The sequence below is a fragment of the Halobellus marinus genome (assembly GCF_032113415.1).
Taxonomy (GTDB): Archaea; Halobacteriota; Halobacteria; order Halobacteriales; family Haloferacaceae; genus Haloquadratum; species Haloquadratum marinus.
In genome coordinates this window covers 456,535-474,949 of sequence record NZ_CP134946.1, presented here as the reverse complement: position 1 = coordinate 474,949, position 18,415 = coordinate 456,535, and the positions used below count along the sequence as shown (strand labels likewise).

The window sequence follows — 18,415 nt, the reverse complement described above, 5'->3', positions numbered from 1 at the left end:
AGCTCGGGGCTTGACCTCGAGGCGATTTGCGGAAAACGGGGGGAAGACCCCGCGCTGCAGCGCGGGGAGGAAGTCAACGCGTCTGTTCGGGAGCGCGGCCGGAGAGGTGTGTCACGAGTTCAGCCTCAGTCACGGGTTGTGTGTCAGGATCGAGTCCCAGATCGCGTGCCACACGGACTGCGCTCGGCGGGTGGAGGTTCGCCCGCGCCAGCAGGGCGTCGTCGTAGAACACTTCCCGCGGCGTCCCGGTTCCGACGACGTTGCCGTCGGCCATCACGCAAAGGCGATCGGCGACGGCGGCGGCGAACTCGAGATCGTGGGTCGACAGCACTACGCTGATTCCCTCCTCGCGGATCTGCTCGATCCGGTCGGCGACCCGCCGCGAGCGCTGTGGGTCCAGCCCGGCCAGCGGTTCGTCGAGGACGACCACACTGGGTTCCAACACGAGGACGCCCGCGAGTCCGACGAGACGCTTCTCCCCGCCGCTGAGGTAGTGCGGAATTCGGTCTTCGAGATGGGCGGCGTCGACAGTCGCGAGTGCCTCCCGGGCCCGACGTTTCGCCGCCTCGCCGGACACGCCGTAGTTCTGCAGGCCGAACATCACGTCGTCGAGCACCGTTGGCGCCACGAGTTGCGTATCGGCGTTCTGGAAGACGAAGCCGACTTCGCGGCGGGCACGGCCCCGGTTGTCCGCCGTGATCTCCGTTCCGTCGACGACGAGTTCGCCGTCGTCGGGGACGAGCGTCGCGTTGAGATGTTCCAGAAGCGTCGACTTTCCCGCGCCGTTGCCGCCGACGAGTGCGACCAGTTCGTCCGGATAGACGCTGAAGTCGACGTCGTGCATCCCGACCGTCCCGTCCGGGTACGTGTGGGCCTCACAGTGGAGGTCGATGAGCGGCGACCGATCGTCGGCCGCGTTCGCGCTCATAGTGACACCACCCCGGAGACGGCGAGCGCGTAGCCGACGACGCCGACGTAGCAGGCCACGACCGCGAGCACCTCACGACGGGGCGGCCGCGGGACGTCGCCGTACAGCGTGACGTCCCCGTCGTAGCCCCGAGCGTCCATCGACACGACCAGCCGTTCGGAGCGTTCGATGGCGGTCAGAAGCGTCATTCCGAGGATTCGGGCGTACGTCCGCCGGTTCGTCCAGAACTCCGTGAGGGTCGCCCCCCGGGCGAGCACGGCTTTGACCAGTTCTTCGAGCGTTTCGAGCATCACGAAGGTGAACCGGTAGGTGAGAAGCGCAATCTGATCGATCGGTCGCGGGAGGAGTCTGCCGAGCAGGTAGGCGATATCCGCGTATCTGGTGGTCATCGTCGCGGCGAGTGCGAACGTGACAACAGTGAGCGATCGGCAGGTGAGCTCCCCGAACAGCGCCGCCCCTTCCCACGTGACCGACAGGTCGCCGACGGGCGTTGTCAGCACACCGCCGACCGGTGTCCCCGGTTCGAGGAACGCGAGCGGCCCCGCCACCGAGACGAGGAAAAGCGACGGCAGCGTGTACCAGGCGCCGAGCCGACGGTACGGGAGGCCGGCGATTCCGTAGACCGCGAGCGTCACCGCGTACAGCCCCGCGAGGACGGCGAGGCTGTCAACCACCGTCACCGCGAGGACGAGCGCGCCCACGACGCCGACCTTCGTCCACGGATTAATCCGGTGGAGCGGGCCGTCCCGGTGTTCGGCGTAGGCGGTGATGAGCCGCGGGTCGGGAACGTGATTCGAGAGCGTCGTCACGGTGATCGGGGAGCCTGTTCCGCGTCGTCTACTCCACGGTAGCGGCTGGCGTAGACGTAGAGGCCGACACCGATGGCAGCCAGGAGAACGACGGCGCCGAGGTACTCGACCAGCAGCCCGCCCTCGCGGATCGGTCCGGCGACGACGATCCCGCGTCCGAGATCGACGAGCGCTCCGCCACCCTCCTGGACGCCGCGCTGGAGTGTCTGGGCAGATCGCTTGGCCCACGGGAGCGCGCCGCCGGTCGACGTGAATCCCCAGAGGCCAGCGGCAAGACAGACTGTCAGCAGCCCGAAGAGCCCGCCGTACTGCTTCCAGCGCTGCATCAGACTGCCACCTCCGTAGCGCCCTCCTGGGTGTCGCCGTCGACCACGCCGAGGAGATCCGGCCGCACCGACACGAGGAACTGAACGACGAACCCGGTCAGGATCCCCTCGACAACTGCCACCCCGAGGTTGAGCCCCACCAGTCCGGCGACGGCGATCGTCAGGTCACCGCGGGGCAGGGCGCTTCCGTTGACGCCGCTGACGACGATGATCGCCCCCATCAGAACGGCACCGGCCGACAGTCCGAGCGTGGCGGCGCCGGTGCTCGCGGGCAACGGGTCCCAGTCTAATCGAAGCAGCGTTCTGAACACGTAGTAGGCGACGACCGCCTCGGATGCGTTGACCAGCGTGTTCGCGCCCAACAGTCCGACGGCCCCGTGGCCGAGCGCCGCCGAAAAGATGTTGACCACGAGCGCGATGAGCGTGCCGAGGAGCGGTCCGGCGAGGATACCCACAAGCCCAGTGAGATTCATATGGATCCCTCCCCACACGGGGATGTTCAACTGGAAGATTGCGAAACTCGCCGCCGCACCGATACCGGCGAGCGCGATGTGGTGGCTCTTGATTTCCTCCCTCCGGATACGGTAGACCACCGCGCCGATCAGGGCGACACCGAGTGTTGTCCAGAGGACCAGTGCCCAAAGCGGGAACGATCCTTCGCCGAGATGGATGTGCGCCATACTGTTAACAACTATTGACTCAGTTATATTAAAATATGCTATTCGAACAATTCGTATTGTTAATCCGTCGGGATTGTCTGTCCGGTAGCACGGTTCGTTTGTCTGTCACCAACCAGACCGGCCGCCTGCGGCGCACCGAGGGTACGTGAGCGCGCACTGGTTTGTGCCGGACGCACCGAGCCGATGTTGACGCTACAGTGACTGGAAACGGCGAGGAGCAGCCGTGACCTATCCGCCGCTGACGGGGAAGCGACGAGTCCACGTCCGTCCGCTGACGTACAGCGTCCCGCGATCCAGCGTCGCGTCGGTGACCCGCCGGACGTCGCCCGGCCACCCACAGCGGTCGCCGCTCGGGCGCTCGACGATTCGGACGTGAGACTCGCGACTCCCCTCCTCGGTGAACCGATGGAGGCGTCCCGTCCGATCGACGGCGACGACGCCGACGTCCGGATCGGCCGCGATCCCGTCGACGGGTGTTCCGAGGTCGTACTCCCAGCGGACGCGGTCGCTGTCGGCTGCGACGGCGACGACGAGCCCGTCTTTTCCGCCCACGTACAGCGTGTCACCGCTCCACTCGGAGGCCGTGGTTTCCCGGACGAGGGACTGCGTCCGACGGAGCGTCGCGTCGGGAACGTCCACGTACCCGACTGTCCCGTCTTCGGTGAGTAGACTCACGAACTCCTCGCCGACGGTGGAGAGCGGCGCTTTGACCCCGCCGGGGAGGGAAAACTCGAACCGGACGCCGCCAGTCGCCGGATCGAACCCGTAGAGCATCCCGCCCCGTGACGCCGCGACGACGGTGCCGTCGACCCACGCCGGGCCAGCCCAGACCATCCGGGACACGTCGGTCGCCCACAGTTCGGTTCCGTCGCCGGGGTCCAGTGCGACGACGCGGTGCGTGTAGGCCGTCCCGTCGGTGGGGTCGGCGTCCGGATCCATCGAGTGAGAGATGCCGACGTAGATCCGATCGGCTGCCACGAGCGGCGCACCCCACGCACCGCCCCCATACTCCTCGCGGCCGCCCGCCTCGTACGCCCACCGGCGAGCGCCCGTTTCGGCGTCGAGGGCGCGCACCGTGTCGCGTCCGGTGCCGACGTAGACGGTGCCGTCGTGCCGTGTCGGGACGCCGAATCCACCCCCCTCGGCGACGACAGACCAGCGGGCCTGCCCCGTGTTTCGGTCGACGGCGGCGAGTCTGTACTGCGATCCGCCGGTGACGCCGTACCCCTCCGGGAGAAGGAGCGTTCTCTGGTTCGGTATCACAGGCCCCCAGTGCTCGCCGCGGTACGTCCAGCGCGGCTCACGCCGCGGGCGGCAGTGGGGACGTTCGGCGAGATACCAGCCGCCGCCGGCGAGGCCGACGGCACCGATCGCTGCGAGGAGGCGCCTGCGGGACCAGGAGGGCATCGTCGCGACTACTCGCTCGGGACGCAAATATCTCCGGTGGGAACTGCGGACGGCTGGGCGTACTCGGTCTGACGACGGCAATCGAGGGACTCACTCATACTGATTACTCCCGTCTCTTCCCGCCGAGCACCGTCGACGGGGGTGGTGATCAGCGGGAAAAAGTGAGAGTAATCAGTATCAGGCCCCGGTATCTGCGTCCCCGTCCGATCGAACGCCGCGCACGTACGACTGCTCGTGGTCGGGAAACACCGACGCGACGGCGTCGTCGCCGGCTTCTGCTGCGATCAGCGCCCGGAGTTCGGCCTCGTAGTCGCCCTTCGGAATCGATTCCGAGGGACCGGTCTGGACGTCGAGCGTCTCCGCGACGAGCCGATCGACGGCGTGGCGACCGAGGCCGGCGAGCGGCGAGAGGTAGTCGACGCCGTGACGGTCTTCGAGGCTCTGGGCCTGCGCCCGGGAGATCGTCGGCACCCGATCGTCGCGGCGCGTCCCGTCGGCGACGGCGTCGACGTCGAGATCGGCCGCCCGTTCCAGCGCGTGTTCGTGGACCTGCTGGATCCCGTTTCGCGGGTAGCCGTCGTCGAGCATCCGCTCGGCGGCAGCTTCTGCGACCGATCGGTCCAGGTCGACGGCCTCGAAGGGATACCCGACCCGTTCGGCCGCGGCCGCGGCGTGTTCCCAGTCGTCGGTTACCCCGAAGCGCCCGGTGACGAGCCGGACGTCGTAGAAGGAATCGAGAAACAAGGCGGCGAGTGTCGAGTCTTTCCCGCCGCTGTAGCAAAGCGCGAGCTCCACGAACCCGCTACCGTCTGCGGATGTCGAAGCTCTTCGACTCGGGCTGGAGCTCCTTGAGCAGGTCCCGCATCTGCTCTTCGTCGATCCGGTCTTGGATGCGGCCGCTCTGGGCGAGTGCCAGGATCTGTTTCTTCGCCGACTCCGCGAAGTCGGGCTTCGACATCTCGACGGCGTTCAGCCGCTGGCGGGCCCCGTCGGTGAGATACTGTTTCAGCATCGCCTCCTGTTTGGCTTCCGCCTGCTCGCGGGCGGCCTCCTGTGCGGCCTCGTTCGCCTGGCCGCCTCCCTCGCCGCCGGCCTGTTCGCGAAGCTGCTGCATCTTCTTTTCGCGCAGTTCCTCGAGTCGGTCGTCGTCGGGTGTTTCACTCATCGTGATAGTGATTCCGTCGCAGCGCTAAAAACGGTTACGTCGTCAGACGTCTGTGAACTCGGCTGGTTCCCGTCGGACCGGTGCTCAAGCGTACCGTTCGAGCTCCGGCCGGTCGAGGTCTTCGAGGACGTCGTCGGCGGCGTTGTCGAGGAAGCTTCGGCCGTCGTCGGTCAGCTTGCGGCCCTGCCCCTTGGCGGTCTCGATGAGGCCTTCCTCTTCGAGCTGCTGGAGCGCCGTCCGGATGATCTTCTTGCTGCCGCTCGCGGAGCTGTTGCCCGCGACGCGGTAGCGGTTCGAGCCGCGCTTGCGCCCGCCGTACTCCGTCGAGAGCCGGTCGACGCCGATCGGGCCTTCCTTGGCGACCTTCCGGAGGAGCGACGCGGCGCGGACGTGCCAGAAGTCGTCCTGTTCCGGCGGCATCTCCTTCGTCTGGCCGGTCTTGACGAACTCGATCCAGTCGGGCTCCTCGATTCGATCCGAGAGGCGGTCGGCGACGTCCTCGATGAGGGCGTCGGCCGGAACGTCGTAGACGCTTACCATAGCTACGCGTACCCGACGGCGTCGTTTAAAGCCATCGTATCGGGGCTACGCGCCGTGAGACGGATTCTCAGGAGGCCGGACGGACCGCGATTTCGATCGGCGACAGCGATCTCAGCCCGGGTCGCCGATACCGAGCCCCGTGCCGATCCAGGTGACGACGAGCCCGCCGAGGATCGTCGGCACCCAGTAGACCGCTCCTCGGAAGATCACAACGGCCGCGACGGCGGTCGCCTCCCGGACGCCGGGAAGCGGCGCTGCCAGCAGCAGAATTACCAGCACGGTCTCGATACCGCCTGCACCGCCGGGGAGCGGTGTCACGCCTGCGATCGCCGCGATCGGCACGACCACCAGCGCGATCGAGAGCCGCACGTCGACGCCGATGGCCTCGAAGGCGAGGCCGAGTGCGGCCATCTGACAGAGCCAACCGACCGCCGACGCCGCAAGCGCGAGCGCGAGTCCGCGCGGGTTCGACGCGACGCGTTCGATCGCCCGGAAGAACCCGTTGATCCGCCGTTCGATCCCCTCGGGCGTCGGCACCGGCACGCGCGGAACCAGATCGGCGACCCGTCGGATGACCGGCGTCAGCGCGTCGACGACGCGGGTTTCGAGCCGGTAGCGACGCTGCCATCCGAGGTAGAAGAGCGTCGGCACGACGACCGCAAGCCCCACGACGGCGCCGACCGCCGCGAGGAGGTTCTCGTTCGCCCCGAGTGCGACCTCGGAGGCGAAGTAGCCTGCACCGACGAGTGCGATCGTGATCGAGGGGACGAAGTTGAGCGTGTCGACGCTGGCGATCGCGGCGAGGCTCTGCTCGTACTCGGTGTCCGCGACGCGGGAGATGAGGTAGGCGGTGATCGGCTCCCCGCCGGCCTGCCCGAACGGTGTGACGTTGTTCGCGAACGTCGCCCCGGCGAAGACCAAAAAGGAGGTCGAATACGCGAGATCGACACCGAGAACGTCGAGAACGGTGTTCAGAGAGAGGCTCCACGCGAGGAGCCACCCGAGCGTCGCGACCAACACGAGCGCGACGTATCGGAGATCCGCCCGTCCGAGCGTCGCGAGCAGTTCGTCGATGCCCGCGAAATAAAACAACAGCGCAAAGACGCCCGCGGTCGCCGCGAAGCCGACGGCGGTCGCACGGAGGTTTTCGCGGGTCATACGCGTCCGGTCGGCCGTTCCGGGCATCAACCCATCGAAACGGACGGCGGTCGACCACTCCCGGGCGCGGCGTCGGCACCGCAGTCGGCGTCGTGACGCGGGAAAACCAAACTGTATTCTTTCGGGCCTGCGAACACCCCTCTATGGGCGATTCGGACCTCACTCACTACGAAGTCAGTGCATCGCGTCTCAGTCCCAAACGGACGCAGGTCGACACCGGTGACGCAGAGTTCGTCGTCGGAAAAGACGTAAATCCCGTGGAGTACTTCCTCGGCTCGGTGTTAGCCTGCCTCAACTCGACAGGGACGATGGTCGCACGGGATATGGACATCGACATCGAGTCGCTCGAGGCAACAGTCGAAGGCGACATCAATTACGCTACCTACCGAGGGGAAGATGTCGACGAACGTGCGGGCCTCCAGGGACTGGACGTGAGGCTTTCAGTCGAGACAGAGGGCGACGCGGATCTCGACGCCTGGCTCGCGTCGGTAAAGGACCGGTGTCCGGTCACTGACAACGTCGAAAACGAGACCGGTCTCGACGTCACGCTCGGGTGACGTCGGCTTTTTGCCCGGGCGGGCCGGATGCGACCTATGGACGAACGCTCGGCGCTCCGTCGACTCGCGGTCGCCCTCCCGTCCGCGGGTGACGACGCCGCCGTCGTGGACGGCCTCGTCGTGACGACGGATATGCTCCACGAGGCGACGGACTTCCCGCCGGGAACGACGCGCTACACCGCGGGCTGGCGGGCCGTCGGCGCGTCGCTCTCGGACGTCGCCGCGATGGGCGCCGAGCCGACCGCCGCTGTCGCCGCCTACGCCGCGCCGGCACTCGACGAAGTGGAACTCGACGCCTTCCTCGACGGCGCGGTCGACGTCTGCGAGGGCGTGGGCGCCGAGTACGTCGGCGGCGACCTCGACACCGCCGCGGAGTTCACCGTCGCGACGACCGCTCTCGGAGAGACGGATGCGCCCGTCCGACGCCGTGGTGCCAGTCCGGGCGACGCCGTCTGCGTCACCGGTTCGCTCGGACGGACGGCGGCCGGCCTCCGGGCCTTCGCGGCCGACGACGTCGACCGCGGGAACGAACTCTTCCGGTTCCAGCCACGCACCGACGCAGGCCTCGCGCTCGCGTCCCACGCCACCGCGATGATGGACTCCTCCGACGGGCTGGCGCGCTCGCTGCACCAGCTCGCGGAGGCCTCGGACGTCGGCTTCGAGGTCTCGTGGGATGCGATCCCGGTCCACCCGGCGGTCGACGACTACGCGGCCGACGCGGCTGACCGGCGGCAGATGGCGACGACAGTCGGCGAGGACTTCGAACTCGTCTGTACCCTGCCCCCGACCGCCGTCGAGAACGCCCGTTCGGCGGCACCGGTGCCGCTGAGCGTCATCGGCGAGGTCGTCGCCGACGGCATCCGCCTCGACGGCGAATCGCTCGAAGACGAGGGGTACACGCACGAGTGACGCATATCGGCGGCGACAGCGAAGTCGCGCTCTGCTGAGTTCGGCCCGGCAGGTCACCTCATACTGATTACTCTCGTCTCTTACCGCCGAGCGTCACCCCCGGTAGCGGCGCTCGGGGGTGAAAAGTGAGAGTAATCAGTATCAGACGCTCATCACTTCGATCGGAACGAGCAGGAAGCACAGCGCCCCGAGCGCGAACGTCGCGACGCCGACGAGCAACCGCGGCGTGCCGAGCGGCGACTCGTCGATCGGGTTCGCGGGTCCCTTGAACGCGATCACCGCCGAGAGCAGGCCCCAGAAGCCCCAGAGCCCGACGGATTCGTCGATCGCGTAGCCGAGCACGTAGTGGAGATACGCGGCGAGGCCGAACAGGGCAGCGGGGACGAGGGCAGCAACGCGCTCCTGGGACTCGCCCAGCATCGCCCGGACGATGTGGCCACCGTCGAGTTGGCCCACGGGAAGCAGGTTCAGCACGGTGAAGAACATCCCGACCCAGCCGCCGATGATGACGGGGTTGACCGAGACCGCCGGATCGGTATACTCCGTTGGCTCACCGAGAGCTGTCGCGATGAGGTCCAAGAGCGGCGGGTTGTTGAACACGATGACCCGGCTGCTTCCCTCCAGCGCCCACGGCGGCACCTCGACCGGCGGCAGCGACAGGCCGACCGCGGTGACGACGATCGTCGCCGCCAGCCCCGCGAGCGGCCCCGCCACGCCGATATCGAACAGGGCCTCCCGATCCGGCATCTGGCCGCGCATCCGGATGACGGCTCCGAGCGTCCCGAACGGGAAAATAAAGGGGATTACGTACGGTAGCGACACGTCGACGCCGTGGTACCGGCCCATCACGTAGTGGCCGAGTTCGTGCGTTGCGAGGACGCCGAGGACAGCCGCGGTGAAGGGCCACGCCCGGAAGACGGAAAACGGGTTCGCGAGCAGTTCGTCGGCCGGGATGTAGTACCACGTCAGCGCGCCGACCAGGAGCGTCGAGGCGATCGTCGCGAGGAACAGTCCGATATTCTTCCAGGGGATGCCGTCGATCCCGGACTGGACCGGCCGGGCGACGACGATGTCCTCCTGGCCGCCCCGGGCTGTGGCCACCTGGACTTCGTAGCCGGCCTCGCGGAACGCCTCCCAGACCTCACGGACCAGCATCCGCTCGGGCACCAGCGACTCGCCGTAAAACAGCACCCGATCGCCGTCGCGTCGCGTCTCGTGGAGATGAAAGACGGACCGAAGGGCGTCGACCGGCGGTTCCGCCGCCGTATCGCGGGAATCCATCGGATACCGGTACGTGATACAGCCGGATAAACTCCGCGACGGCGGACAGCGGGACCGGGCGGCTGGGGACCTCGGGGCGGCGAGGCAGTTGCGTCTCGTCGGGGTGTGACGTTCGACCGGTTACGCCGTCTCAGCGGGTTCGACTCGCCACGTGGTCGCGCTCGTGTACGACCACTTCTCGACGGTCAACTCGGAGGCCGAGTCCTTGAGCTTCACCATCAGGGCGCCGATCTCCTTCGGTGAGAGACCGACCTCGTCGGCGATGAACTTCGATTTGAAGTACATCTCGCCGTCTTCTGCCTTCGTGAGCAGATAGGATTTCAGCCGTTCCTCTTTGGACGGCTCTTCGCTCGCGGACTCGGTGGAGGGTGTCGCGGTTGCGCTCATCTATGTCACCTCGCTCTCGGCTTGTTCTCGGGGGAGTATATAAACGGATGAACGTTAGTGGAAATTCGGGTCTCTTTACCGGTAAAATCGGGGAGAATCGATGTTTCAAAGACTGTTTAAATTGAACCAGACGTTTTAAAAACTTCTTAGAGTTTTTATTTCTTCTCTTAAACTAAGAATATTATATCCGCACACAACGGGTTCATCTCGCAGTTTTCGCCGGCGTGCACGGTGAAGATCCGCCGACTACGGCCGGCGCGCGCGGTCGACAGCGACTCTGCTTGCGGAACAACTACCGCGTGAGAGGCGTTCGAGTAGCCGGACTCCGGATCGTAAGAGGTGCTTTCGGCACACCACTACGGCCGATCGTGGACCCAGAAGTCCTCCTCGACAGTCGTCTCTCTTTTGAAGATCGGGACTTCGTCCTTCAGCCGATCGATGCCGTCCGAGACCGTCTCGAACGCCTCGTCGCGGTGGCCGGCGAGGACGACGACGAAGACGATGTCCTCGCCCGCGTCGATCGTGCCGGTCCGGTGGAAGAGCGCCACTTCCTCGACACCCTCACGCTCCATCAGCTCGGATTCGATCGTCCGCAGACGGTCGTCGGCGACGCCCTCGTACTTCTCGAACGTCAAAGAGAGCGTCCGGGGGTCTTCCTCGCCGTCTTTCTCCCGGACGCACCCGGTGAACGTCGCGATGGCGCCCGCGCGTTCGGCGCGTGGTGACGCTTTCACCCGTTCGACGAGCGTTTCCAGTGTCACGTAGGGTTCGGCGTCCGCGAGCGCGTCGAGAACGGGTTCGAGGTCCACGTCGGTCGCCGTCGACGCCTCGACGACGACGTTCTCCGCTTCGGCGCCGTCGATAGACACCGTCGGGACGTCCGCATCGGGGAAGTCGACGAGCAACGCGTGGTCGTAGGTCGCCGCGAGGTCATCGAGGAGCGTATCGAGGCTCCGGTCGGTTCCCGTTCCGGTCCACGTGCCGTCGGCTGTGAGACCGTAGGCCGTCTCGACGCCGTCAGGCCGGGATGGACCGTTTCCGGACGATCCGTCGTCACGCTGTTCGACGACCGCAACGCGCCCATCCAGATGTGGGCCGACGCGCTCACACAGCCGCCGCGATTCGGGGCCGACGATTCCGAGTATCTGCATACTCCGCAGTCGGGGCGGCGATCGGCTTTATACTGTCGCCTGTGCCACCGTAGGTGGCCCGTCGGATCCGGCCGAGCGCTCAGAGCCGGCGCCGGGAGACGACTGGCTGCATCGTGGTTGACAACCCTTAAGCCCGGTTCGCGGCAACGACGGGGCAATGAGAGTCGTCGTCTCCATCGGTGGGAGCGTGCTCGCGCCGGACCTCGACGCGGGGCGCGTCGAAGGCCACGCAGCGGTCGTCGAGACGCTCGTCGCCGAAGGCTGTGAGGTCGGTGCCGTCGTCGGCGGCGGGGGCGTCGCGCGCGAGTATATCGGCACGGCCCGCGAGTTGGGCGCGAACGAGGTCCAGCTGGACCAGATCGGCATCGACGTGACGCGAATCAACGCCCGGCTGCTCATCGCTGCGATTGGGTCGATTGTCGATCCGAAGGTGGCGCACAGCTACGAGGACGCGGGTGACGCGCTCCGGCGGGGCGACGTCTCGGTGATGGGCGGCGTGATGCCAGGGCAGACCACGGATGCGGTCGCGGCAGCGCTCGCGGAGTACGTCGGCGCCGACCTGCTCGTGTACGCGACGAGCGTCGACGGCGTCTACAACGCCGATCCGAGCGTCGACGAGAGTGCAGAGAAGTACGACCGCCTGACGGGGACAGAACTCGTCGACGTGGTCGCCCCGATGAGCCGCGATGCGGGCGCGTCGGCGCCGGTCGACCTCCTGGCGGCGAAACTCATCGAGCGCTCGGAGATGCGGACGATCGTCCTCGACGGGACCGATCCCGAACGGATTCAGGACGCTGTCCTTCGCGGGGAGCACAACGGCACTGACGTGGTCCCGACGGGTGTCGACGGCGAGCCGAGTTACTGGACGGTGCGATAACGATGGCCGGAAACGGGGACGGTGAGGGCGAGTCCGCGAGTGAGCGAGAGACTTCCCGTCGCGCGTTCTGGGCCGAGGAAATCGCCGACGAGATCGAGGCGAGAGCGCCGGAGGAGCCGATCGTCATCAAGGGCGGCGTCTCTCCCTCCGGCGTCGCTCATCTGGGCAATTTCAACGAGGTGATGCGCGGGTACTTCGTCGCCGCAGTCCTCCGCGAGCGCGGGTACGAGGTCCGGCAGGTGTTCACCAGCGACGACCGTGATCCGCTCCGGAAACTGCCTCGCAAACTCGCCGACACGGACGGCAACATCGTCGGCCTCGGCGACGTCGACGCGGGCGCGCTCGGGCGGAACCTCGGGAAACCGTACACCGACATCCCCGATCCGTTCGGCGAGTCCGAGTCCTACGCCGCGCACTTCGCGACGCTTTTGCAGGCCGACGCAAAGCGGCTCGATATTCCGGTGGAGATGCTGTCGAACACCGAGATGTACGAATCCGGTGCGTTCGACGACGTCGTAGCGCACGTCCTCGAACACGCCGATACCGCCCGGGAGGTCCTTTCAGAGTACCAGGCGAAAGTCGACGAGGACTACGTCCCGTTCAACCCGATCTGTGCGGACTGCGGGAAGATCACCGAGACCGTCACGTCGGTCGATCTGGACGCCGGGACCGTCGAGTACGTCTGCACCGATATGACCGTCGGCGACAACACCATCGAGGGATGCGGCCACGAGGGAACGGCGACGTTCCGCGAGGGTAAACTCCCCTGGCGCTTCGAGTGGCCCGCCCAGTGGCAGGTACTCGGCGTCGACTTCGAGCCGTTCGGCAAGGACCACGCCGAGGGGTCGTGGCCCTCGGGCCAGGACATCGCTCGCACCGTCCTCGGCATCGAACCGCCCGAACCGATGGTCTACGAGTGGTTCACGCTCAACGGCGAGGCGCTGTCGTCCTCGGCGGGGAACATCGTCACCGTGCCGGAGATTCTGGACCTGCTCGAACCCGAGGTGCTCCGGTACTTCTTCGCTTTGAACCCGCGGAAGGCCCGCGATCTGGACATCTCCCGGCTCGATCAGCTGGTCGACGACTTCGACCGCTTCGAGCGGGCGTACTTCGGCGACGTCGACGACGAAACGCTTTCGGCGTTCGCCGAGCGGGCGTACCCGTTCGTCGTCGACGAGATGCGCGAAGAGCGCGTCCGCCTTCCCTACACGTTCGCGGCTGTCCTGGGGATGACCGACGACCGCGACCTCCGGATCGAGATGGCCCGAAACGAGGAGTACTTCGACGACGATACTCCGGCGTGGGCGATCGAGGAGGCCCTCGAACGGGTCGATCGGGCACGCGCGTGGGCCGAGCGGCTGGACAACGAGTACAACTACCGGATTCAGGAAGCCCTGCCGGATGTCGACCTCGCTGACGATGTCGCCGCTGCGCTCTCGGAACTGGCAGACTTCGTCGCCGAGGGCCACGACGGCGAAGCGATCCAAGGCGAGATGTACGAGACGGCGCGCCGCCACGACATCGAGGTGGGCGACTTCTTCGAGGCGGGCTATCTGCTCTTCTTCGATCAGCCGCAGGGGCCGCGGCTCGGGGAGTTCCTCGGCGAACTCGACACGGAGTTCGTGGTAAAGCGGTTGCGACGCGAGGGGTAGTTGATCCTCGGCGGTCGCACCCGACGGCACCTTCGCGGCTGCGTCGGTTCTTTCAGGTGGCCTTCGAGGGCGACCACGTGTTCAGTCGGTAGATGAGTCGCGCGACGGCCAGCACGATCACTCCCCCGACCACGACGTCGATGTAGGCCGGGAGGGTCGTCACGGCTGCAAGCACCCCGACTGTCAGGAGAGCGGTCCCGATTCGGAGCACCGTATTGCCCGCGATATCTTGAATCACCGCGTCCGGAACCGGCGACGATGACTCGCTGTAACCTGCCAACAGCCACGTCCAGCCGACGTATTTGATGAGCACACCCAGCGTCGTCACGAGCACGCCGGCGGCGATCCACTGTAATGCACGGGGACCAACACCGAGCATACGCGGACGAACGCCGGGGTCGAATAAATAATCTTAGTGCAGGCCAAAGCATCGTCACGGATAGCTTCGTGGGGGCACAGACGAGCGAAGTGCAGACCGACCAGTCACCCGGAGTCCGAGCAGCCACGGAAGTTATCAAGGATTTTGACCGCGAGCGAGGCCGAAGGCCGAGCGAGCGGCCTTTTTTGGTCCAGCTTTTTGCAAGGAGTGGTCGCGCGTAGCGCGACCCGACGCAGTAAAAAGGTGGATGAGGAACATCTTTCCCCACCGGACTCTTCGAATCTAGTGATGAATACGCTTCTGTGGGTGCTCGTCGGACTCGCGGCCTACTCGGCGGTCGCGCTCGTCCTCTCACAGCGCGGGCTGTTGCCCTCCTCGGTCCGCATCCAGGGACCGTTCACGACCGTCCACACCAAACGCGGGCGGGACTTTATCGACTGGATCGCGACGCCGAAACGGTTCTGGCGGGCGTGGACAAACCTCGGCGTCGGCGCCACGCTCGTCATAATGACGGGAATGTTCCTGTTTCTGCTCGTGCAGGGGATCGCGATCCTCCGGGACCCGCCGCCGGCCTCCTCGGTGAACCAGCCGCAGAACTTCCTGGTCATCCCGGGCGTCAACGACTTCCTGCCGCTGTCGGTCGCTCCCGAGATCGTCTTCGGGCTGCTTGTCGGACTGGTCGTCCACGAGGGCGGCCACGGCATCCTCTGTCGCGTCGAGGGGATCGACATCGAGTCGATGGGCCTCTTCCTGTTGACGATCATCCCGCTCGGCGCCTTCGTCCAGCCCGACGAGGAGAGCCAGCGGAACGCCGACCGAGGGGGTCGCACGCGGATGTTCGCGGCCGGCGTGACCAACAACCTCTTCGTGACGTTCGTCGCGTTCGCGCTGCTCTTCGGCCCCATCGTCGGAAGCATCGCTGTCGCACCCGGGATGGCCGTGCAGGGGTCTTACGGCGGCTCCCCTGCAGCCGACGCGGGGATCGAGCAGGGCGATCGGATCACCGCCGTCGGTGGCGTGCCCGTCAGCAACGAAACGACCCTCGATGCGGCGCTTCTGGACACGAACGCGCGGACGGTCGCTGTCGAACTCGACGGCGGTGAGAGTGCCGCGGAGACGGAGGTACGCTCTGTCGACGTCGAGCGGTCACTCGTCGTCGCGGGCTCTGTCGCCGGCAATCCCGCGAACATCAGCGTCGAGGACGATCCGGTCGCGGTCACACACGTGAACGGGACGGCGGTCTACACGCGGGCCGGATTCGCCGAGGCCGTCGGCGAGGACCGATACGCCACCCTCGACACCGAGCGCGGGACGGTCACGATCCCGATCGGTGCGTATCTCACCCGAGTCGCGGCCGACGGCCCGCTCGCGAACGCCGGCGCGCCGACCGATCCGGGCGTCATCGTGACTGCGATCGACGGAGAGCGCGTCGTTTCCTCGACCGAACTCTCCCGCGTGCTCGATACGACCGATCCCGGCGACGCGGTGACCGTCGAACTGTATCACGACGGCGCGATCGAGACCCACGAGGTGACGCTCGGGAAGAACCCGCAGGACGGCAGCGGCTTCCTCGGTGTCAACATCTTCCCCGGGACGAGCGGGTTGCTCCTGACCGACTTCGGCGTGGAGTCGTATCCGGCCGGGACGTACCTCGAACTGCTCGGCGGCGATGGTGGCCCCGACGCCTCCGGCCTCGCCGGGCAGGTCGCGGATTCGCCGCTGTCGACCGTCTACATCTCCCTGGTCCTGCCGTTGGCCTCGCTGGTGCTCGGGATTCCGAACTTCCCCGGCTTTACCGGAGCCGTGTTCAACTTCTATAGCATCACCGGACCGCTGGGCTTCCTCGGGACCGGCGTGTTCCTCCTCGCGAACGTCACCTTCTGGATGGCGTGGATCAATCTCCAGCTGGGACTGTTCAACTGCATCCCCGGCTACCCGCTCGACGGCGGCCGGATCCTCCGGACGAGCGTGGAGGCGGTGGTCTCGCGGCTCCCCGTCTCCGATCGGAACCGGGTGGTCACCACCATCACCACCAGCATCGGCGTGACGATGCTGCTGTCGCTTTTGTTGCTCGTGTTCGGGCCGACCGTACTCGGCGGGTGATCACGACGGCCGCGGGAGGCGGATCTCGACGGTCGTCCCCGTCTCCGCCTCCGTCACGTCGACGTCGCCGTCGAGACTCGTCGTGATCCAGTAGACGAGCCACAGTCCGAGCCCTCGCCCGTGGACGAGTTGGGTCTCCTCGCCGGACTCTAAGACGGACCGTTCGATCTCCGGGAGGCCCGGGCCGTCGTCGCTGATCCGCAGTCGCACGACGTCGGGATCGACTGTGATTCCGATCTCGATCGACGGCCGCTCGCCGCCGTGTTTCGCGGCGTTGTCGACGAGTTCCCACAGCGCGATCTCGATCCGGGGCAGCGTCTCAGCGATTGCCGTCTCCGGCGCGTCGACCGACACCGACGCGTCAGCGTGCTGGGTCTCAAGTTGCGTGACGAGGCGTTCGACCACCGGCACGATGTCCGTCGGTTCCAGATCGGCCGACAGCTCCCGGTTCTCCTCGATCACCTGCGCCGACTCGCTGAGGTCCAGCAGCCGGTTGGCGGTCGAGCCGATGACCGCCGCTCTCGCCGCCTGCTCCCCGTCGAGTTCCGATTCCAGCATCTCGGCGTAGCCGGTGATGACTGTCATCTCGTTTCGCAGATTGTGGCGTAACACGCGGTTGATGACGCTGATCAGCCCCTCGCGCTGCCGTCGTTCGGTCGCATCGCGCGTCATCAACTGGATCCCGACGATGTCGGCGGGGGTGCGCTCTTCGGTCGGAACGCTTCCGTCGTACACCGGCGTCCCTCGGATGTCGGCGTAGACCGTCGTTCCCGCCTTCGTCTCCAGCGGAAAGTCGCGCACCTGGATCGTCTCGCCGCCCAGGATTCGATCGAGTTGTGTTTGGGCCCGCTCGACCGCCTCGCTGTCGGCCACGACGACGGCGATCGGCCGGCCGTCCAGTTCCTCGGCCGTGTATCCCAGAAAGTCCTCGACCGGCGCCGAAACGTGGGTGAACCGCCCGTCGGGATCGAGTCGGGACATAAAGTCGAAACTCGCGTCGATGATGGCGCGGTAGAGTTCGTTCTGTTCGTCGAGTTCCCGTTCCCGTTCGATCAGCGCCCGTCGCTGTCGCTCCGACTCGGTGACGTCAGAGAGCAGTATCACTCTGGCGTTCGAGTCGCCGAACGTGACGCCGCTCATCGAGACGAAGTAGTACTGCTTCCCGTCCGCCGTCTCGTGGGTCAGGATCTGATCGTCGCTCTCGATGGCCGCCGCAAGCGCCGGGAACGCCCCCGAAAGTTCCTCGCCGACGGCATCTTCCAGTTCGGGGAATACAGTCGGGACCGCCCGCGAGTAATCGCGGATCCGTCCTCCGTCGTCGACGTAGATCGACAGATCATCAGCCCGTGTCGTGCTCTGGACGGCAATGAACTCCTGCTGAAAGACGAACAGCACGCCGATACTGAAGATTGCGACCCCGATCGGCGCGTAGATCACGTTGATAATCCGTGGTGTCGTGAGCGCAGCGACGTCGAGTGCGACGGGTAGGCCAAGCAATCCCGTTAGCACCCCCAGCGGTTTGGCGTCGTAGCCGGACTCCAAGTAGAGTTCGAAGACCATGAACATCCCGACCGCCGCGAGCACGTAGGACAGGCCGGTGACGCTCCAGTGCAGGATCCCGTGTTCGATCACGAGGTAGTTGAACGGGGTCGTCGCCTCCTGCGTCGTGAAGTACAGCCCGTGCAGCGGGTTCGTGAGCTTGACCGACACGACGGACACGAAGGTGCCGACGCTGAGCCAACGCACCAGGCGGTTTCTGTGATAGACCCGGTCCGTGTACGCAGAACAGAAGTAAAGCCACGCCCAGACGGTGGCAAAGCCGAACACGAGCCCAATCGTGTAGGCGGTTTGCCGGAACGGGTCCGGGACGGTGAAGAAGGCAACTTTGAAAACCGCCCAGGTGCCGGTCGTCCCGAGCAGCCAGACGAGTCCGCGGTGAATCTCTGGGTCATCGAACTTCTGTGCCCGGGGGATCGCAGCGAAACAGACGAGTCCGCTGACGGCAAACATCCCGACGTAGGCCCAGCCGATCGGGTTCAGCAACCGAAGCACCTCAGAGTCATACGTCTGAACAGGAGTGACTTCGAGCGCAAATACGTTGCTGTA

At 66.3% G+C, this 18,415-nt stretch carries 19 protein-coding genes; 5 read left to right on the top strand and 14 right to left on the bottom strand.

Annotated elements, in window-relative coordinates:
* Positions 1-73 precede the first annotated feature (73 nt).
* The 9 genes from RJT37_RS02440 to RJT37_RS02400 all read right to left on the bottom strand — a co-directional run bounded on the left by RJT37_RS02440 (position 74) and on the right by RJT37_RS02400 (position 7,013).
* Positions 74-928: an energy-coupling factor ABC transporter ATP-binding protein gene (locus RJT37_RS02440; RefSeq protein ID WP_345785378.1), complete on the bottom strand. Its 855-nt coding sequence runs from the start codon at positions 926-928 to the stop codon at positions 74-76.
* Entirely contained in the window at positions 925-1,737 is an 813-nt protein-coding gene (locus tag RJT37_RS02435; RefSeq protein WP_313687497.1) for an energy-coupling factor transporter transmembrane component T family protein, read from the bottom strand. Before RJT37_RS02435 ends, RJT37_RS02440 begins: the two co-directional genes overlap by 4 nt.
* Positions 1,734-2,063, bottom strand: coding sequence for a cobalamin transport operon protein (locus tag RJT37_RS02430; RefSeq protein ID WP_313687495.1), 330 nt, complete (start codon positions 2,061-2,063; stop codon positions 1,734-1,736). The genes RJT37_RS02435 and RJT37_RS02430 overlap by 4 nt, the downstream gene beginning before the upstream one ends.
* Positions 2,063-2,743, bottom strand: coding sequence for an energy-coupling factor ABC transporter permease (locus tag RJT37_RS02425; protein WP_313687493.1), 681 nt, complete (start codon positions 2,741-2,743; stop codon positions 2,063-2,065). Before RJT37_RS02425 ends, RJT37_RS02430 begins: the two co-directional genes overlap by 1 nt.
* Positions 2,744-2,971: 228 nt before the next feature.
* Positions 2,972-4,150, bottom strand: coding sequence for a PQQ-binding-like beta-propeller repeat protein (locus tag RJT37_RS02420; RefSeq protein WP_313687491.1), 1,179 nt, complete (start codon positions 4,148-4,150; stop codon positions 2,972-2,974).
* 177 nt (positions 4,151-4,327) lie between these two features.
* Complete coding sequence (locus RJT37_RS02415; protein WP_313687489.1) at positions 4,328-4,945, bottom strand: DUF7411 family protein; 618 nt, start codon at positions 4,943-4,945, stop codon at positions 4,328-4,330.
* Positions 4,946-4,952: 7 nt separating this feature from the next.
* Positions 4,953-5,315, bottom strand: coding sequence for a DNA-binding protein (locus RJT37_RS02410; RefSeq protein WP_313687487.1), 363 nt, complete (start codon positions 5,313-5,315; stop codon positions 4,953-4,955).
* 84 nt (positions 5,316-5,399) lie between these two features.
* Positions 5,400-5,855, bottom strand: a complete 456-nt coding sequence (locus tag RJT37_RS02405; RefSeq protein ID WP_313687485.1) for a 30S ribosomal protein S19e — start codon at positions 5,853-5,855, stop codon at positions 5,400-5,402.
* Positions 5,856-5,966: 111 nt separating this feature from the next.
* Positions 5,967-7,013 carry a lysylphosphatidylglycerol synthase transmembrane domain-containing protein gene (locus RJT37_RS02400; RefSeq protein ID WP_313687484.1) on the bottom strand — a complete coding sequence of 349 codons (1,047 nt, stop codon included), beginning with the start codon at positions 7,011-7,013 and terminating at the stop codon, positions 5,967-5,969.
* A 143-nt stretch (positions 7,014-7,156) separates the two neighbouring features.
* Between RJT37_RS02400 and RJT37_RS02395 the strand changes: the two genes are divergently transcribed.
* Positions 7,157-7,570, top strand: a complete 414-nt coding sequence (locus tag RJT37_RS02395; RefSeq protein ID WP_313687482.1) for an OsmC family protein — start codon at positions 7,157-7,159, stop codon at positions 7,568-7,570.
* A 36-nt stretch (positions 7,571-7,606) separates the two neighbouring features.
* Positions 7,607-8,479 carry a thiamine-phosphate kinase gene (gene thiL, locus RJT37_RS02390; RefSeq protein ID WP_313687480.1) on the top strand — a complete coding sequence of 291 codons (873 nt, stop codon included), beginning with the start codon at positions 7,607-7,609 and terminating at the stop codon, positions 8,477-8,479.
* A gap of 141 nt (positions 8,480-8,620) precedes the next feature.
* Here thiL and RJT37_RS02385 read toward each other — a convergent pair whose 3' ends face one another.
* The 3 genes from RJT37_RS02385 to RJT37_RS02375 form a co-directional block, all read right to left on the bottom strand.
* Positions 8,621-9,760, bottom strand: a complete 1,140-nt coding sequence (locus RJT37_RS02385) for a site-2 protease family protein (RefSeq protein WP_313687478.1) — start codon at positions 9,758-9,760, stop codon at positions 8,621-8,623.
* A 120-nt stretch (positions 9,761-9,880) separates the two neighbouring features.
* Positions 9,881-10,147 carry a DUF7123 family protein gene (locus RJT37_RS02380; protein WP_311173846.1) on the bottom strand — a complete coding sequence of 89 codons (267 nt, stop codon included), beginning with the start codon at positions 10,145-10,147 and terminating at the stop codon, positions 9,881-9,883.
* Positions 10,148-10,503: 356 nt separating this feature from the next.
* Positions 10,504-11,298: a molybdopterin synthase gene (locus RJT37_RS02375; protein ID WP_313687476.1), complete on the bottom strand. Its 795-nt coding sequence runs from the start codon at positions 11,296-11,298 to the stop codon at positions 10,504-10,506.
* A 157-nt stretch (positions 11,299-11,455) separates the two neighbouring features.
* Here RJT37_RS02375 and pyrH point away from each other — a divergent pair, with 157 nt between their 5' ends.
* Positions 11,456-12,175: a UMP kinase gene (gene pyrH / locus RJT37_RS02370; protein WP_311173844.1), complete on the top strand. Its 720-nt coding sequence runs from the start codon at positions 11,456-11,458 to the stop codon at positions 12,173-12,175.
* A 2-nt stretch (positions 12,176-12,177) separates the two neighbouring features.
* Positions 12,178-13,827, top strand: coding sequence for a lysine--tRNA ligase (gene lysS, locus RJT37_RS02365; RefSeq protein ID WP_313687473.1), 1,650 nt, complete (start codon positions 12,178-12,180; stop codon positions 13,825-13,827).
* 52 nt (positions 13,828-13,879) lie between these two features.
* On the opposite strand, the gene RJT37_RS02360 is transcribed toward lysS, so the two are convergent.
* Complete coding sequence (locus RJT37_RS02360; protein WP_313687471.1) at positions 13,880-14,206, bottom strand: DUF3784 domain-containing protein; 327 nt, start codon at positions 14,204-14,206, stop codon at positions 13,880-13,882.
* 288 nt (positions 14,207-14,494) lie between these two features.
* Here RJT37_RS02360 and RJT37_RS02355 point away from each other — a divergent pair, with 288 nt between their 5' ends.
* Positions 14,495-16,309 (top strand): site-2 protease family protein, encoded by a 1,815-nt coding sequence (locus tag RJT37_RS02355; RefSeq protein WP_313687469.1) that lies wholly within the window; start codon positions 14,495-14,497, stop codon positions 16,307-16,309.
* Here the strand turns inward: RJT37_RS02355 and RJT37_RS02350 are convergent, their stop codons facing one another.
* Positions 16,310-18,361, bottom strand: coding sequence for an ATP-binding protein (locus tag RJT37_RS02350; protein WP_313687467.1), 2,052 nt, complete (start codon positions 18,359-18,361; stop codon positions 16,310-16,312).
* Positions 18,362-18,415: the final 54 nt, after the last annotated feature.

Coding starts and splice junctions, on each gene's coding strand:
- RJT37_RS02440 (WP_345785378.1), bottom strand. CDS start 928: ATGAGCGCGAACGCGGCCGACGATCGGTCGCCGCTCATCGACCTCCAC.
- RJT37_RS02430 (WP_313687495.1), bottom strand. CDS start 2,063: ATGCAGCGCTGGAAGCAGTACGGCGGGCTCTTCGGGCTGCTGACAGTC.
- RJT37_RS02425 (WP_313687493.1), bottom strand. CDS start 2,743: ATGGCGCACATCCATCTCGGCGAAGGATCGTTCCCGCTTTGGGCACTG.
- RJT37_RS02420 (WP_313687491.1), bottom strand. CDS start 4,150: ATGCCCTCCTGGTCCCGCAGGCGCCTCCTCGCAGCGATCGGTGCCGTC.
- RJT37_RS02410 (WP_313687487.1), bottom strand. CDS start 5,315: ATGAGTGAAACACCCGACGACGACCGACTCGAGGAACTGCGCGAAAAG.
- RJT37_RS02405 (WP_313687485.1), bottom strand. CDS start 5,855: ATGGTAAGCGTCTACGACGTTCCGGCCGACGCCCTCATCGAGGACGTC.
- RJT37_RS02400 (WP_313687484.1), bottom strand. CDS start 7,013: ATGACCCGCGAAAACCTCCGTGCGACCGCCGTCGGCTTCGCGGCGACC.
- RJT37_RS02395 (WP_313687482.1), top strand. CDS start 7,157: ATGGGCGATTCGGACCTCACTCACTACGAAGTCAGTGCATCGCGTCTC.
- thiL (WP_313687480.1), top strand. CDS start 7,607: ATGGACGAACGCTCGGCGCTCCGTCGACTCGCGGTCGCCCTCCCGTCC.
- RJT37_RS02385 (WP_313687478.1), bottom strand. CDS start 9,760: ATGGATTCCCGCGATACGGCGGCGGAACCGCCGGTCGACGCCCTTCGG.
- RJT37_RS02380 (WP_311173846.1), bottom strand. CDS start 10,147: ATGAGCGCAACCGCGACACCCTCCACCGAGTCCGCGAGCGAAGAGCCG.
- RJT37_RS02375 (WP_313687476.1), bottom strand. CDS start 11,298: ATGCAGATACTCGGAATCGTCGGCCCCGAATCGCGGCGGCTGTGTGAG.
- pyrH (WP_311173844.1), top strand. CDS start 11,456: ATGAGAGTCGTCGTCTCCATCGGTGGGAGCGTGCTCGCGCCGGACCTC.
- lysS (WP_313687473.1), top strand. CDS start 12,178: ATGGCCGGAAACGGGGACGGTGAGGGCGAGTCCGCGAGTGAGCGAGAG.
- RJT37_RS02360 (WP_313687471.1), bottom strand. CDS start 14,206: ATGCTCGGTGTTGGTCCCCGTGCATTACAGTGGATCGCCGCCGGCGTG.
- RJT37_RS02355 (WP_313687469.1), top strand. CDS start 14,495: ATGAATACGCTTCTGTGGGTGCTCGTCGGACTCGCGGCCTACTCGGCG.